This is a genomic window from Pseudoalteromonas sp. B160 (assembly GCF_037162485.1).
Taxonomy (GTDB): Bacteria; Pseudomonadota; Gammaproteobacteria; order Enterobacterales; family Alteromonadaceae; genus Pseudoalteromonas; species Pseudoalteromonas rhizosphaerae.
The window spans coordinates 3892848-3909073 of the sequence record NZ_JARLUX010000001.1 but is presented as its reverse complement, the minus strand read 5'-3'; the positions used below and the strand labels follow the sequence as shown (position 1 = coordinate 3909073).

Genomic DNA, 16226 nt, shown 5'->3' with positions numbered 1-16226 from the left:
CAGCCTATACACTATTTATTGCGAAATATTACACACTAAGCAGCGGGCATAAATGCCTTGCGGATCGTTGTAATCTTTTAGACCTTCAACCTCAGTTGTTAATTGCTTAACTAAACCATTGATAGATGCTTGGTTTGAGAGTGCGTTTTGTAGCGTACTTTGTGAGCCAATTAGCGATCTAATCGATGCATTTCCAAAAATATCCTGCATTAATTTCTCTTCCGCCGATAGACTCTGCTTAATGGTTTTAACTTCATAAAAATCAAGCTTAGCCAGTTCAGCTGCCGCTTTGATAGCGTCTTGCTTATTGCCTAATTTGTCAACTAAGCCAAGCTCTTGCGCTTGGCTTGCAATCCAAACACGGCCTTGTGCAATAGAGTCAACTTGCTCAGGGGTCATATTTCGTGCTTCACCAACAACCTCTAAGAAGCGTTGATAAGCATCTTCTACACTTAGTTGAATAACCTGTGCCATTTTTTCATTAAGCGGGCGAGCGATTGATAGACCAGCCATTTCAGTTGTGGCAACGCCATCTGAATAAACACCTAATTTAGCCATGGTGTTTTCAAAGGTCATAAAGTTACCAAATACACCAATTGAGCCGGTAATTGTGCTCGGTGCTGCCCAAATTTCGTTGGCAGCAGAGGCAATCCAGTAGCCGCCAGAAGCTGCTACTGAGCTCATTGAAGCAACCACGGGTTTACCAGCTGCTTTAAGAGCAAGTACTTCAGCACGAATAACTTCAGAGGCAAACATACTGCCACCGCCTGAATCAATACGCAGTACAACCGCTTTTACTTTATCATCTAAGCGTGCTTTACGTAGTAAAGCCGCTGTAGAGTCACCACCAATTTCACCGGCTTTACGTTCTCCGTCAGAGATAGTACCGCGTGCAACCACAACGGCGACTTTTTCTGTCATTGGGTTATCAAACTCAATCGGCGATTTAACTAATGAGAGATATTCTTTAAACGATACTTGGTTAAAGGTTTTGCCTGTTTCTTCAGTGCCTACTAAGGTAATTAATTGTTGACGCACTTGTTGATTGGTTTTTAAAGAATCAACCCATTGATGTTCAAGGGCATATTTACCTGAATCGCCATTAACTGCTTGCATTTTTGCCAGAAACACGTCCATTGTTTCATCAAAGTTTGCTTCATCAAATGGGCGCACAGCGGCAACGTCTTGTTTGTATTCTTTCCACAATGCACCTAGCCATACATTATTAGCTTCTTTTGCTGCATCTGACATATCGTTACGAATAAACGGTTCAACAGCCGATTTAAATGTACCAACACGGAAAATATGCTGAGTGATACCGAGTTTTTCAAGCGCATCTTTAAAATATAACGGGTACATGCCAAAGCCTTGGATCTCTACACCACCATAAGGGTGCATAGATATTTCATCAGCGTGCGCAGCAATGTAATATTGTGCTTGTGAGTAATAATAACCAGAGGCAATTACTTTTTTGCCGCTCGCTTTAAACCGCTCTAACGCTAGAGTGATTTGTTTTAATTTATTTAAATGCGCGCTAGGCATTTTTTGTAAATCCAGCAAGATCACACTAATGCGTTTATCTTCAGTGGCTTGATCAATTACATTGATAATATCATCAAGTAAAATTTCAGCGGGCTCATCGTTGCTCTGTGTTGCGTCATTGATGGCAGATTCAATTGGATCAACGTAAACTTTTTCCTCTACGATTGGACCATTGAGGTTTAACCTGAGCACAGATGTGTCAGCAACATTAATTTCATTGTCATCACTTGTGATTGAAACAATGAAAAGAATGACAAGTAACACAAATAAAAAATTGAGGACTAAACGACGAGAAAAGTTAATTCCTGCCCACAGTCCTTTAAATAGCTTTGCAATCAAAATAAATCCTTAGTCTGGTACAACTTATATCTGTCACCATCTTAGCCCAGAATAAAAATTAATTTAACTGTTAAATCGTAACTAAGTATTTATGAGCGAGGTTTTAACCGTGAGAATGTGAACATATTAACTAATTTATCGCTTTTGTTGCTTATTGCTTGCCAATCGAGCAAAATTGGCTAATGTATAGAGGTTAGACCAGTTCATTGGGGCAGAGGATGTTAGAACAACAATTACAATTGAAACACACACAGCTACGTAACCGTTTGGTAATGGGCTCAATGCACACGGGGCTTGAAGAGGGATGGCATAACCGAAAACGACTGCGTGCTTTTTATGAAGCGCGCGCTAAAGGTGGTACTGCGATGCTCATTACGGGGGCTACAGTCCTAATTTGCGTGGCAAATTAACCCCAATCTCATCGTCTTTTAATAGCTATTATGATGTGTTTAAGCACCGTGCATACACTGATGTTGTCCATCAACACGGCGGTAAGATTTGCTTACAATTATTACATGCTGGACGTTATGCGTATCATCCATTTAATCAAGCACCAAGTGCAATTAAAGCACCTATTAACCCATATCAACCCAAAGCAATGTCGCTCAGTGCAATAAAAAAACCATCAAAGACTTTGCTCATTCCGCCTATTTAGCACAAAAGGCAGGCTACGATGGCGTTGAAGTGATGGGCTCAGAAGGTTATTTGATTAATGAGTTTATGGCACCGCATACCAATAAACGCTCAGATGAATACGGTGGAAGTTTAGAAAACCGTATGCGTTTAGCGTTAGAGATAGTCAAAGCTGTACGTGCCAAAGTAAATAAAGAATTTTTAATTATCTTTCGATTATCGGTGATGGATTTAATTCCGAATGGGTCAACACCTGAAGAGGTTACGATCCAGGCCAAAGCATTAGAGCAGGCTGGAGTTGATATTTTAAATACTGGCATAGGCTGGCATGAAGCACGAGTACCTACTATTGCGAGTATGGTGCCAGCAGGTGCATTTAAAGAAGCTTCAAAACGTTTAAAAGAAGTGGTATCGGTTCCTGTGATTGCTGTAAATCGTATTAATACTCCTGAGATTGCCAATGAAATTTTAACTGCAGGGGATGCCGATCTGATTTCGATGGCACGACCACTATTAGCCGATCCAGAGTTTTTTAATAAATATCAAGCACAACAAAGTAAACACATTAATATTTGTATCGGCTGTAATCAGGGCTGTTTAGATCATGTATTTAAAGGTAAACGAGCAACATGCTTAGTGAATCCTCAAGCGGGGTTTGAGCTAGATTATCCTCTTGAGCTGACCAACAAGGCTAAAAATGTGTTGGTTGTAGGTGCTGGGCCTGCGGGCTTATCTGCCAGTTGTTACTTAGCGCAAAAAGGTCATACGGTAACGCTGATTGATAAAAATACAGATATGGGCGGCCAATTTAATTTAGCGATGCGAATTCCTGGTAAAGAAGATTTCAATCATACCTTGCGTTATTTTATTAATGAACTTGAACGTCTAAAGGTCACGGTAACACTCAATACTCCTTTTACCGATAAAATGCTTGAGCAATACGATGACGTGGTGTTTGCAACGGGGGTGCGCCCGCGTGAGGCAAACTTTACCTGCGCGGATAATAAACGTGTTTTTTCATACGATGAAGTTATTCGTGGTGAAGTTGAATTAGGGCAATCGATTGCAATTTTAGGTGCCGGCGGCATTGGCTTTGATATGGTTGCTTTTTTAAGTGAACATAAAGACCAAAGTATTGCTGATTTTAAATCGCAGTGGGGAATTGAGTGTCAGCCAAGTCCAGATAAAGATAATCGTCAATTGTTTATGCTAAAACGCAGCGCTGGGCGTTTTGGCAGTGAGCTTGGTAAAACAACGGGCTGGATACATCGTCAAGTTGCAAAGCAACATGGTGTAAAACAGATCGCTGATTGTCAGTATCATCATTTTGATCAGCAAGGTCTAAAAATTACTGTGGCAGGAGAGGAGCAGGTGCTACCTGTTGATACAGTGATCGCTTGTATCGGGCAAGTCTCTAATAACGAATTAATGTCGGGGTTAATCGATAATCCTAAAGTACATGTAATTGGCGGGGCCAAATTAGCATCAGCAATTGATGCAAAACGAGCTATTTATGAAGCGCTTCAGGTCGCGCGTAAAATTTAACTGAAATAAACTTTTAATCGTAGCGGTCTTTGTTTAATACATTTCAAAAGACTAGACTGCTACGATGAATACATTGATCACACTATATAAAACTTCCCTACAAAAAATAGCCATTTTTGATGGTATCCCTGCTTTACTATTTAGACTGATACTGGCGCCAGTTATGATCATCGCAGGTTATAACAAGCTAAATATCAGTGGTAATGGTAATGGGTTTTTTGAATTCTTTTTAGCTTCTCCAGATGTTGTTGCTTGGTTTGGTAACCCAGACTGGGGATTAGGCTTACCTTTTCCTGATTTACTGGCTTTTTTAGCTGGCTGGAGTGAATTTCTCGGTGGCTGGCTACTCTTAGTTGGTTTATTAACCCGTCTGGTTAGCATACCGCTGATGTTTACTATGGTCGTTGCCGCAACCTCTGTACATTGGCACAATGGCTGGTTTGCGATTGCGCCCACAGATCCAGATACCAGTGCTGCACAAGTACTTGATTGGTTGGCGATCCCTGGTGCAAAAGAAAGTTTAGATAATTCCCGAGAAGTAAAAGAACGTATTGAGAAAATTCGAGGACTTGTACAAGAACATGGTTTCCCAGATTACCTTTATGAAAAGGGTAAACCGTCGATTTTGAATAATGGCATTGAGTTTTCAGCAATTTATTTTGCGATGTTATTGAGTTTATTTTTTACCGGCGGTGGGCGTTTTGTTAGCCTTGATCACTGGTTACGGAAAAGATTCGAATAATCTAAATCTCTACCTGTCAGTTTGCGACGCCCGTCGCAAACTTTCTAACTTTCAAACTTTCTCAGCAATCCCTATCAATGCTATGCTAGTTTCTTTTTTAATTAGATAGAGAATCGCTATGGACGCTATTGAGCTTTTATTGACTCGTCAGTCAGATCCTCGACTGATTGCACCTGCCCCAAACAACAGTCAACTTGATATTATTAAACAAGCAGCGCTTCGTGTGCCTGATCATGGTTGCCTTGCGCCTTGGCAATTTATTGTTGTTGCAGAAGATGCGCGAGAACGACTCGGCGAAATTTATTATCAAAGTGCAGTTGCAGAACAACAAGATGAAAAAGTAATTAATCGTGCCAAAGAGTTACCGCTGCGTGCACCGATGATAATCATTGCCATTGCCAAATATCAAGCGCACCCAAAAGTACCGCGTATAGAACAAGTACAAAGTGCTGGTTGTGCTGTGTTAGCTATGCAACAAGCAGCTTTTGCGCAGGGACTGGGTGGTGTCTGGCGTACTGGTTACTTTGCGCAAAGTGAGGCGGTAAAAGCGGCGTTAAAGCTTGATAATGAAGATGAGATTGTCGGTTACCTGTATTTAGGCACTCCAGAAGTGGACTGTAAAAAGGCTGTTCGTCATAGCCCAGAACACTTTTTCACAAACTTATAGTTGCCAAAACGTAATTAACTGGAACTTTGTCGTGTTATTTCAGTCAGAGTGCATTAAGGCTACCTTTGTTATTATCTTTAGGTAGCTTGGCTGTCTGAAGCGCTTGGATGCAATAACCCTCAATACAATGGTTTGTTATTTTTCTGCAGTTTGTTAATGTATGGAGTGTCTTAATTAGAATAACAACAAGAAGACGAGGATAATGGGAAATTTATTTTTACGTGAAAAAGAAAAATGGTTAACGTGGTCCTTATGGGGCTTTGTTGGTGCGGCTATCACTCTTTACACAGCATTTAGTACACAGACTCCTCATTTAATCGCGATCTCATCAACTGCTATTGTGGTTATCTTAGCGTGGTGGATGCAACGCACAAGACGATTTGATTTTGGTAGAGCGTTTAAAGTGTGTTGTTATGTGTTGTTTGTGAGTATTTTACCCGCTTTTGTATTGGTGCTTGTACCAAGTGATGATCTAAACCGCTTTGATTTAATCTTTCAGAGCTTAAGTTTTGTTACTTTTAGCTTATTAGTCTGCTTACTGTGTTCGTGGGTCGCGAAACGTCCAAAACAGTATTATTGATGTGTTTTTAAGCGCTTCGAGTAATTATAACGATTAATTTGAACTTTTTACTTTTAGGGCTTTACAACAAGGCAGCTAACCCCTATTATCCGCGCCGTACGGAGAGATGGCAGAGTGGTCGAATGCACCGGTCTTGAAAACCGGCAGGGGTTTATAGCCCCTCTAGGGTTCAAATCCCTATCTCTCCACCATATTTAAAAAGCCGCCTTATGGGCGGCTTTTTGCTATCTGGAGTTTAAGATGTCACAGCAAAATCAATTAAACACCACACAACGGGTGCTAAAACACGTACTGTTATGGTCGGTGTTTGGCTACTGTTATCACAGTGCTATTAACTTACTCGTTAAAATGGCGATGGATGCACAACCAGAGCATGTATTGCTCACAGCTATGCTTTACTGCCTAGGCTTTAATCTATTAGCTGGGCATTTAATTACTAAATATGATAAATACTGGCCAGAAATTGCGGCAATATTTATTGGTTGTATCGGTTTATTAGTCGTGCCGGTGTTATTAGTTGGTACGCAGGCATTACTGAGTCGTCCATTACTTGCTGGTATTTTAATCAGCTTGCCAATCTTGACTTTTGCTGTGCGCTTAATAAAGCGAAAACTCACTAAAAACTAGCTCTAAAGAAGCCCAAAAGGGCTTTTTTTATGATAGCATAGGCGCGTCTTTTAACTGATACCAGCGTTATTAAGCTTGGTATAAACAAAACGTGAAACATATTATGTCAGATAATTTTACTACAGATGCTGAAAAAGCAAGTTACGGTATTGGCCTACAGATGGGTGAGCAACTTAAAGCTAACCCTTTCGAAGGTTTAAACTTAAATTCAGTATTTGCAGGCATGAAAGATGCGTATGTGGGCGGCGATTTCCAAGTTGAGATCCCTGAGATCCAAGCTGCATTCGAAAAAATCAACACTGAAATCCAAGCACGTCGTGAAGAAGAAGCGAAAGTACTTGCAGCTGAAGGCATTGCATTCTTAGAAGAAAATGCAAAACGTGCTGAAATCACAGTGACTGAGTCTGGTCTTCAATATGAAGTACTAGCAACAGGTGAAGGCAAAAAGCCAACTGCTGAGTCAACAGTGCGTGTTGATTATCACGGTACACTTATCAACGGTACTGTATTTGACAGCTCTTATGAGCGTGGTCAACCTGCTGAGTTTCCAGTTGGTGGCGTGATCAAAGGCTGGACTGAAGCATTACAAATGATGCCTGAAGGCACCAAATGGCGTATCTATGTTCCTCATGAGCTTGCTTATGGAGAACGTGGTGCCGGTGCTGCAATTGCACCATTCTCAACACTGGTATTTGACGTTGAGCTACACGAAATTCTTTAATTAGAAATTGAGTAATAAAAAGCCGCGCTAATAACTATTAGCGCGGCTTTTTTATGGTTATTTACTGAGATCAGAAATAACCACGTAGACCAATTCTAAAGTTACGCCCAGGAAGTGGCGCTTCATCTTTAATAAATGAACTATGTACAAAACCCAGTTCATCCGTAATATTATCGACGTTGATATAAAACTGTGTATCTACCGGACCGACACTTAATTGATAATTTGCTTGCGCATCGAACAGTGTATAGCCATCGGTTGCGGTTTCATAAGCCGTGATATCACGTTGTTCAAAGTAGTGTGTGCCAGTTAAGCTGAACTGCCAATCACTGATATTATACTGTAATTCTGAACCTAACTTATTTGCCGGAATACGCGGTAAATACCCTTCATCATCAGCAAGTTTTGCAGTGGTTGAGTCACCAAATACTTTTACCATCGCATTTGAATTTAATTGATAATGTGCATCAAATTCAATGCCGTATAATTTCGCATCTTTACTGACAAATTGATAAACAGCCATACCATCATCGTGGCCAGGCTCTGCAGCTTCAAGGCCGTGCTCTTCATCAAACACTAACCCCGTGTTTTGCTGATAGTAAAAATTGGCAATGTCGTTATAGAAAAAGTTAACCGTATAACCAAAATCGCCACTAAAGCGTCTAAAGCCAAAATCAATATTGGTTGATGTTTCTTGTTTGATATTTTCAGGTTCGAAGTGAATTTCACCGTCTTCTATCGCGTAGCCTAAACCAAGCTCATAGGTGCCAGTTGCAATATGGACACCATTTGATAATAGCTCGGCTGATAACGGTGCGCGTTCAGAGTGTGACACGCTCAGCGCAATACTTTGTCCGGGTGTATATTGCCAAATAGCGCCTGCTGAAGCGCTCAGATTAGTAAAGCTTTTACTGTAAGGCGTTATTTCATTGGCGTGTTCATCAGTATGATCATCTTCATGGTCATGCGCAGCAGCACCGATATTACTATCAATATTATAATCTTCAATACGCGCACCTAATTCTAATGTCACGTCGCCAAACTGTTTTTCTTCGAGGATAAATAATGCATGAGTAGTCGTTTTGCTAGCGGGTGTGAAGGCTTCTTCACCATCGGCATCATAATCAGATTCACTAAAATGATAACCAGCCATACCATGCCAATTACCTAACTTATGCTCGATATTTAAACGTGCTTCAGTGGTTTCATTACTAAAGATAGTACCGATCGCGCCATCTTCAATTTCAGCATGGCGATAGTCAGTATAACCTAGACGTAAATTAATAGTTTCAATCCAGTTGTTGTGTAATGCATAGCTCATCAAACCTTGCCAGCGATCTTGTTCTACACGCGCATAAACGGCTTCTTCTTCGCCTTCATCATGGTCGTGTTCGTGATCATGGCCATGTTCATGGCTATGTGCTGGAATACCGTAGTCGGTTTCAATACGGCCATAAGAAACACCTAGCGTTAAATGCTCACCTACATAGCTAGTACCAAAGTTAACGGTTTGGCTATCAATAAAGGTATTTTTTACCGAGGTGGCTGTTTCATGCTCTTCTTCGTCATGACCCTCATGATCTTCGTGCTCTTCTTCAGGTAAGTTAAAACGCGGAGTTTGGTAGTCATCACCAGTGCGTTTGGTACCGTCAAAATGGAAGTTAAAGTTGTTATGGCCCGTCTCAAGCTTGGCAGCATAGGTGTTGGCATTTGAAACTGTGTCATGGCTGTATTCAACAGCCCCAGTTAAATGCTCGATATTATCAGTTGGAATGCGGTTATCTACTACGTTAACTACGCCACCAATCGCGCCTGAGCCATAAAGTAGCGTAGCTGGGCCACGCAAAACTTCAATCTGTTCTGCAGCTAGGCTGTCATTCGATGTTGCGTGATCTGGGCCAATACGTGACGCATCGCTGCTGTCTAAGCCATTTTGGGTGATTTTAACGCGAGGGCCATCTAGGCCACGGATTATAGGGCTAGATGAAACAGGGCCAAAATAGCTGGCATTAACACCTGGAAGGCCTTTGAGCGTTTCGCCTAACGTGGGTTTTGCTTTATTGCGCAGTTCATCACCACTGAGTACACTCACTGGTGAAATCATCTCTAAGCTATTTTTATGCAGGGCAGAGGCGTACACAACGACAGATTCAACTGACGTAGGTACAAGCGTGATATTTAGAGCAGAACTGGTTTCAGTTACTTGAACTCTAGCATCAACAAAATTATTTTTACTAATATGTAATTGGCTATTAGCATCAATATTAATACTAAATCGACCATTCTCGTCAGTTTTAATTGACTGTGCTTTACCGTGTACATGCACATCGGCATAGCTGAGTGGTTGCTTGTTATTGTCAAAAACTTGCCCAGTTACCAGCGCAGCATGAGCAGAAAAAGAGCTTAAAGCAGTGATAATTGCAGTTGATATTAAGGAATGTCGGATCATGGTTACTACGTTGTTGCTATTATGTTGTGATATAATATAACACCATCATTTGTGCTGATCAATAATGTTATACCATAACTTTTAAAATAAACGTGCTTATACCAGATTGGGCTATACTCAATAGGAGTAACGGCGAGACTGGTGAATATTATGTCTGATAAAACACGTATTTTTAAAGCACGATTTAGCATAGCTGATCTGCGTCATCAGCGTAATCACAAAGAAATTTTTACCACAGCGTTGACTAAAAATGAAACACTGGAGCATTTTGTTTTAAAGCTGTTAGGCTATTGTATTTTATCTTATGACAGCCATGCAGTGCTTAATAAACTTGCTGATAAACTACAGCCAGATGTAGGAATTCAAGCGTTGGACGAACATTATAAAACCTGGTTAAGTGTTGATAAACCTGACCTTGATGAATTAGTTAAGATCGCTAAGCAGGTGGATGAATTATTAATTTTAACAACGGGCAATAGTGAATGGTTAACGCAATCTCAGTCACGGTTAAAGTTATTTGATAATAGCCATATTATTGAGATTGACCAGCAGTTTATTGATGATATTCAGGTGGATTTAACACGCAGTTTAAATTGGGATGTAACCATAGATGAAAGTAGTTTAATGATCAGTGATAAAATACATTGCTATGAAACAAAGCAGTTTGACTGGCATTAACAAATTACTTCAAATTGAGAGTGATATTGCCATCGGGTTTACAGCAGCACAGCAGTACTTCTCCATCACGTACAAAGGCGAGTGGTTCTTCGTTATAGGTGACTTGCCCTGCTACTAGGGTTGCTCTACAGGCACCACAATATCCTTCTCTACACTGAAAAGGAATTTCATATTGCTGTTGTTCTAGGCAGTCTAAAAGGGAATGACAGCCAGTGTCAAAATCTACACACTGGCTATTATCTGCAAAGTGGATCTTTGCAGTTTTGTTGCTGGTCATTAGAGATCGAAGTCACCGAAATCAGAGGCATTAACTTGAGAGTCAATTTGGCCTACAAGGTATGAGCTTATCTCCGCTTCTTGTGGAGCAACTTGTACATTGTCTGACACTAACCATGAATTGATCCATGGGATAGGGTTACTGCTGGTTTTAAACTGTGTTGGTAAACCAACTGCAGTCATACGAGCATTAGTAATGTACTCAACGTATTGGCATAAAATATCTTTGTTTAAGCCAATCATTGAACCATCTTTAAACAGGTATTCAGCCCATTCTTTTTCTTGTTCAGCAGCATCAACAAACATCTTGATCGCTTCATCACGACACTGGGCTGCTACGATAGCCATTTCAGGATCGTCTTTACCATCTTGCATAATATTCAAAATATGCTGAGTACCAGAAAGATGAAGCGCTTCATCACGGGCGATCAGCTTAATAATTTTAGCGTTACCTTCCATTAATTCTCGCTCTGCAAACGCAAATGAACAGGCAAAACTGACATAAAAACGGATCGCTTCTAAGATATTCACTGACATCATTGCAAGGTATAAAAGCTTTTTAAGTTCAAATAAACTGATATGAACTGTTTCGCCATTAAGTTCATGTTTACCTTCACCGTATAAGTTATACACAGCCACTTTATTAATTAATTCATCGTAATATTTAGTTACGGCATCAGCACGTTCACTGATCTTTTCGTTACTAACGATATCATCAAAAATAAGCTCAGGGGCTTGGGTAACGTTACGAATAATATGTGTATATGAACGGCTATGGATTGTTTCACTAAATGCCCATGTTTCAATCCAGGTCTCAAGTTCTGGGATCGACACAATTGGCAGTAACGCAACATTAGGCGAGCGACCTTGCACACTATCAAGTAAGGTTTGATATTTTAAGTTACTTAAAAATATATGTTTTTCGTGATCAGGTAAGGCCTGAAAATCTAACCGATCTTTACTTACATCGACTTCTTCAGGACGCCAAAAAAACGATAGTTGTTTTTCAATTAGCTTTTCGAAAATAGGGTACTTCTGTTGATCATAACGCGATACGTTAACGGTTTGGCCGAAAAACATCGGTTCTTGTAGTTGGTTATTATGGTTTCGGCTAAAAGTAGTATAAGACATAAGATCACTCAAAAAACGAACAGGGCAAAGCGGGCGTATAGCCCGCTTCCAATTTATATTTATTACCGATTAGATTTTACACGCACCGCCTGCACAATCATCATCTTCCACTTCTGGTGTATCTTCTTGCATATCAGATGCACCATCACGGGTGTTATGGTAGTAAAGGGTTTTAACGCCAAGTTTGTAAGCACCCAGTAAATCTTGTAATAAGACCTTCATTGGTACTTTACCACCTTCAAACTTATTTGGATCGTAGTTAGTATTGGCAGAAATTGTTTGGTCAACAAACTTTTGCATAATACCCACTAATTCTAAATAACCTTTATTTGATGGGATATCCCACAATAATTCATAATTATTTTTAAGGCGTTCATACTCAGGTACAACTTGTTTTAAAATACCATCTTTACTGGCTTTAACACTGATATGACCACGTGGTGGTTCAATACCATTAGTTGCATTTGAAATTTGCGACGATGTCTCAGATGGCATCAACGCAGATAACGTTGAGTTACGCATACCATGCTCTTTAATATTGGCACGTAATGTATCCCAATCTAAATGCAATGGTTCATCACAAATTTTATCCAAATCACGTTTGTACGTATCGGTTGGCATAATACCTTGCGAATACGTTGTTTCGTTAAATTTAGGACATGCACCACGTTCTTTAGCCAGTTCATTTGAGGCTTTCATTAGGTAATACTGAATTGCTTCAAATGTTTTGTGAGTCAATGCATTGGCACTGCCATCAGAATAACGTTTGCCATTTTTAGCAAGGTAATATGCATAGTTGATTACGCCTATTCCTAGTGTACGACGGCCCATAGTTGCATTATGTGCTGCTGGCACCGGGTAGTCTTGGAAATCCAGTAAGTTATCAAGTGCACGTACCGCAAGTTCTGCAAGCTCTTCAAGTTCATCCAGTGACTCAATCGCACCTAAGTTAAAGGCCGACAGCGTACACAGTGCAATTTCACCTTCTTCATCATTAACATTGTTAAGTGGTTTAGTTGGCAATGCAATTTCTAAACATAAGTTAGATTGGCGAATTGGTGCCACTTTAGCAATGAACGGGCTGTGTGTATTACAGTGGTCAACGTTTTGTAAATAGATGCGGCCAGTGCTAGCACGCTCTTGTGCAAACATTGAAAACAGCTCAATAGCTTTAATACGTTTTTTACGAATTGACTCGTCTTGTTCATATTGTACGTAAAGACGATCAAATTCATCTTGATCTTCAAAAAATGCATCATATAAACCAGGCACATCAGACGGACTGAATAATGTGATGTAATCATCTTTGATCAAACGTGAGTACATTAGTTTATTAAACTGTACACCGTAATCTAAGTGACGAACGCGGTTATCATCAACACCACGGTTGTTTTTAAGCACTAATAAGTTTTCAACTTCTAGATGCCAAAGTGGATAGAACAGGGTTGCTGCGCCACCACGGACACCACCTTGCGAACAACTTTTAACGGCCGTTTGAAAGTGCTTATAAAACGGGATACAACCAGTGTGGTATGCTTCACCATTGCGAATAGGGCTACCTAGTGCGCGAATACGACCAGCATTAATACCAATACCTGCACGTTGCGATACGTATTTTACAATCGCTGATGAGGTTGCATTAATTGAATCTAGGCTGTCACCGCATTCAATCAGTACACATGAACTGAATTGACGCGTAGGGGTACGAACTCCCGCCATAATAGGCGTAGGTAATGAAATTTTGAACAATGACACTGCATCGTAAAAACGCTTTATGTAGTCTAAACGCGTTTCTTTTGGGTAATCAGAGAACAAGCTGGCCGCAACTAAAATATATAAAAACTGTGCGCTTTCATAAATTTCACCCGTAACACGGTTTTGTACTAAATATTTACCTTCAAGCTGTTTAACAGCAGCATAGCTGAAGTTTAAATCACGTCCATGATCAAGGTATTCATCCAGTTGATCAATTTCTTGCTCTGTGTAGTCAGCTAGTAAGTGTGCATCGTAACGCTTATCTTCAACTAACTTAACGATATGATCATACAAGCGCGGTGGCTCAAATTGACCATAGGCTTTTTTACGCAAATGGAATACAGCTAAGCGGGCTGATAAATATTGATAATCAGGCGACTCTTTAGAGATCTGATCAGCGGCCGCTTTGATGATGGTTTCATGGATGTCTTCAGTACGAATACCATCATAAAACTGGATGTGCGATTTCAGCTCAACTTGTGAGACAGACACATTATTTAGACCTTCGGCGGCCCAAGCAATAACGCGATGGATCTTATCTAAATCAAGTGACTCTTTACGGCCGTCACGTTTGCTTACAGATAGCTGTTGGTTCATAGTTTTGCCTGTATTCCTTGGGATATAATATTTTTTAGTGACACATTTTTCTTAAAATAAATTTTTTATTGCAATAAAACTGTATTAGCGCGAATTTAATTGAATAACATTTAGCCACAACATCTGGTGTTCATCAAATTCTAGATCACAAGATAGTGTGGTATGCGATCATTTGCAAGGGCATAAACGCCCCTAATTGTGGATAACGTTGGGATAACACGCTTGTGTTAGTAGCCATTAACCTTTGACCATCTGATTAAAATGAAATTTATAAAAATCAACTGATGATCGATTAAATTTACGCATTTTAAAAATAAATTTTGGCTGCTTTTTTTATCAACAAACAATGTGCAAAAAGTAACACGATCACAATATGTAGTGGTTAAAATTTAACATGGCACTATATATGGTTAAATGCATCAATAGGTGATTGCCAATTAAAATCGGCTTGCCAACTCAATGCTTCAGCTTCACTAGGGATGTAGCCCCACAACGCAGCAGCGCTGTGCATGTTTGCAGCCTTGGCTGCAATTATGTCACGCTGCGCATCACCGATATACAAACAACGACTCGGATCAACATCTAACAGTTGGGCTGTATGCAGTAAAGGTAAAGGAGATGGTTTAGCGATATCGAGGGTGTCACCACTGACAATTGCCTGTGCATCTTTGAGTTCAGCAATTGCAGCAACTAATGGAATAGTCAAAAATTCAGGTTTATTAGTCATGATCCCCCATTTGATCTGTTGTTGATCAAGCGCGATCAATAATTGTGCAATTCCAGTAAAGCATTGACTATGGGTGGCAATATTATCTGCGTAGGCCGTTAATAGCTGCTGGCGTAAGTCAGCTTGATTTGGGTGATCGTGCCATTGCTGACCAAATCCAGCTGCAAGCAGCGCCATTGCACCGTTAGAAGCTGCAGGACGATATATATCAGCGGTTACTAATGGTTGGTTATGATCAGCGAGTACGTAATTAAGCGCAGCCCCTAAATCATCTGCGGTATCGAGTAATGTACCGTCTAAATCAAAAATAAAGGCGTCGTAATCAATTGCGGGGGTTGCTGTGTTAAAACCAGCCATTACGCTAGTTTCTCAAAATGCAGAATATAATTAACGCTTACATCGGTATTTAAGCTGTACTGCTTTGATAAAGGGTTATAACTCAATCCCGCACTAGCACGTACTTTGAGGCCCGCTTGTTCTGCCCATGCAATGAGTTGTGCTGGTTTGATAAACTTTTTGTGATCATGGGTTCCATCAGGCACCATCTTCAATAATTTTTCCGCCCCGATAATTGCGTACAAATATGCTTTTGGGGTTTTGTTTAATGTAGAGAAAAATACATCGGCACCAGGTTTCGCTAATTCTGCTACTGCATGAATGATAGATGCAGGGTCTGGCACATGCTCTAACATTTCCATACAAGTAATAGTATCAAAGCGGGCAGGGTGTTCGCTGGCATACTGTTCGGCAGGTATTTTTATATAGTCAACGTTTACACCGGTTTCTAAACTGTGCAGTTTCGCAACGGTTAACGGCTCTTGACCCATATCAATACCAGTCACATGTGCGCCCATTCGCGCCATACTTTCACTCAATATACCGCCACCACAGCCGACATCGAGTGTTTCTTTGTCGAATAAGCCTTTGGCCTTGTCGGCAATAAAATCTAATCTTAATGGATTAATTTCATGAAGGGGTTTAAATTCGCCTTCACGATCCCACCAACGCTCAGCGATGGCTTCAAACTTTGCAATTTCTGCACTATCTACATTCTGATGTTCGGTCATAAAAAACTTCCTCGTCAATCTCAGGCCATTATATAGGGGTAAATTAATAAATCGCAAAGATTTAGCGCCTGTAAATCTAAATTAATTGTGGTAGCATGACTTGGTAATAATAACTAAATCCCCGCAAGCGCCCATATGTGGCACTTTCGT

At 40.4% G+C, this 16226-nt stretch carries 13 protein-coding genes, 1 tRNA gene and 1 pseudogene; 8 read left to right on the top strand and 7 right to left on the bottom strand.

Features of this window, described 5'->3' with window-relative positions:
* Positions 1-15: 15 nt before the first annotated feature.
* Positions 16-1881, bottom strand: a complete 1866-nt coding sequence (gene sppA / locus P4S61_RS18240; protein ID WP_145233189.1) for a signal peptide peptidase SppA — start codon at positions 1879-1881, stop codon at positions 16-18.
* A 218-nt stretch (positions 1882-2099) separates the two neighbouring features.
* Between sppA and P4S61_RS18235 the strand changes: the two are divergent.
* The 7 genes and pseudogenes from P4S61_RS18235 (at position 2100) to P4S61_RS18205 (ending at position 7396) form a co-directional block, all read left to right on the top strand.
* Positions 2100-4059 (top strand): annotated as a pseudogene (locus P4S61_RS18235) (oxidoreductase).
* Positions 4060-4123: 64 nt separating this feature from the next.
* The gene (locus P4S61_RS18230) at positions 4124-4801 is read left to right on the top strand and encodes an HvfX family Cu-binding RiPP maturation protein (protein WP_149982495.1); all 678 of its coding nucleotides are present in this window, start codon (positions 4124-4126) and stop codon (positions 4799-4801) included.
* Between the two features lie 118 nt (positions 4802-4919).
* A complete protein-coding gene (locus P4S61_RS18225) occupies positions 4920-5468 on the top strand; it encodes an NAD(P)H nitroreductase (RefSeq protein ID WP_145233196.1) in 549 nt (182 codons plus the stop codon).
* Positions 5469-5670: 202 nt separating this feature from the next.
* Positions 5671-6048, top strand: a complete 378-nt coding sequence (locus P4S61_RS18220; RefSeq protein WP_145233198.1) for a hypothetical protein — start codon at positions 5671-5673, stop codon at positions 6046-6048.
* Positions 6049-6148: 100 nt separating this feature from the next.
* Positions 6149-6239 (top strand) — tRNA-Ser (locus P4S61_RS18215).
* Between the two features lie 49 nt (positions 6240-6288).
* Positions 6289-6675 carry a hypothetical protein gene (locus tag P4S61_RS18210; protein ID WP_179959208.1) on the top strand — a complete coding sequence of 129 codons (387 nt, stop codon included), beginning with the start codon at positions 6289-6291 and terminating at the stop codon, positions 6673-6675.
* A gap of 103 nt (positions 6676-6778) precedes the next feature.
* On the top strand, positions 6779-7396 hold the full coding sequence (locus P4S61_RS18205) for an FKBP-type peptidyl-prolyl cis-trans isomerase (protein WP_149982493.1): 618 nt from the start codon (positions 6779-6781) through the stop codon (positions 7394-7396).
* A 70-nt stretch (positions 7397-7466) separates the two neighbouring features.
* Here P4S61_RS18205 and P4S61_RS18200 read toward each other — a convergent pair whose 3' ends face one another.
* A complete protein-coding gene (locus P4S61_RS18200) occupies positions 7467-9845 on the bottom strand; it encodes a TonB-dependent receptor (RefSeq protein WP_337118818.1) in 2379 nt (792 codons plus the stop codon).
* Between the two features lie 150 nt (positions 9846-9995).
* Here P4S61_RS18200 and P4S61_RS18195 point away from each other — a divergent pair, with 150 nt between their 5' ends.
* Positions 9996-10523 carry a YaeQ family protein gene (locus P4S61_RS18195; protein ID WP_182717449.1) on the top strand — a complete coding sequence of 176 codons (528 nt, stop codon included), beginning with the start codon at positions 9996-9998 and terminating at the stop codon, positions 10521-10523.
* A gap of 4 nt (positions 10524-10527) precedes the next feature.
* On the opposite strand, the gene yfaE is transcribed toward P4S61_RS18195, so the two are convergent.
* The 5 genes from yfaE to ubiG all read right to left on the bottom strand — a co-directional run bounded on the left by yfaE (position 10528) and on the right by ubiG (position 16076).
* Positions 10528-10800, bottom strand: coding sequence for a class I ribonucleotide reductase maintenance protein YfaE (gene yfaE, locus P4S61_RS18190; RefSeq protein ID WP_145233207.1), 273 nt, complete (start codon positions 10798-10800; stop codon positions 10528-10530).
* Complete coding sequence (gene nrdB / locus P4S61_RS18185; RefSeq protein WP_145233209.1) at positions 10800-11930, bottom strand: class Ia ribonucleoside-diphosphate reductase subunit beta; 1131 nt, start codon at positions 11928-11930, stop codon at positions 10800-10802. Before nrdB ends, yfaE begins: the two co-directional genes overlap by 1 nt.
* Before the next feature lie 69 nt (positions 11931-11999).
* Positions 12000-14282, bottom strand: coding sequence for a class 1a ribonucleoside-diphosphate reductase subunit alpha (nrdA, locus tag P4S61_RS18180; protein WP_145233211.1), 2283 nt, complete (start codon positions 14280-14282; stop codon positions 12000-12002).
* A gap of 400 nt (positions 14283-14682) precedes the next feature.
* Positions 14683-15366: an HAD family hydrolase gene (locus P4S61_RS18175; protein ID WP_182831034.1), complete on the bottom strand. Its 684-nt coding sequence runs from the start codon at positions 15364-15366 to the stop codon at positions 14683-14685.
* Positions 15366-16076, bottom strand: coding sequence for a bifunctional 2-polyprenyl-6-hydroxyphenol methylase/3-demethylubiquinol 3-O-methyltransferase UbiG (gene ubiG, locus P4S61_RS18170; protein ID WP_145233215.1), 711 nt, complete (start codon positions 16074-16076; stop codon positions 15366-15368). The genes P4S61_RS18175 and ubiG overlap by 1 nt, the downstream gene beginning before the upstream one ends.
* Positions 16077-16226 lie beyond the last annotated feature (150 nt).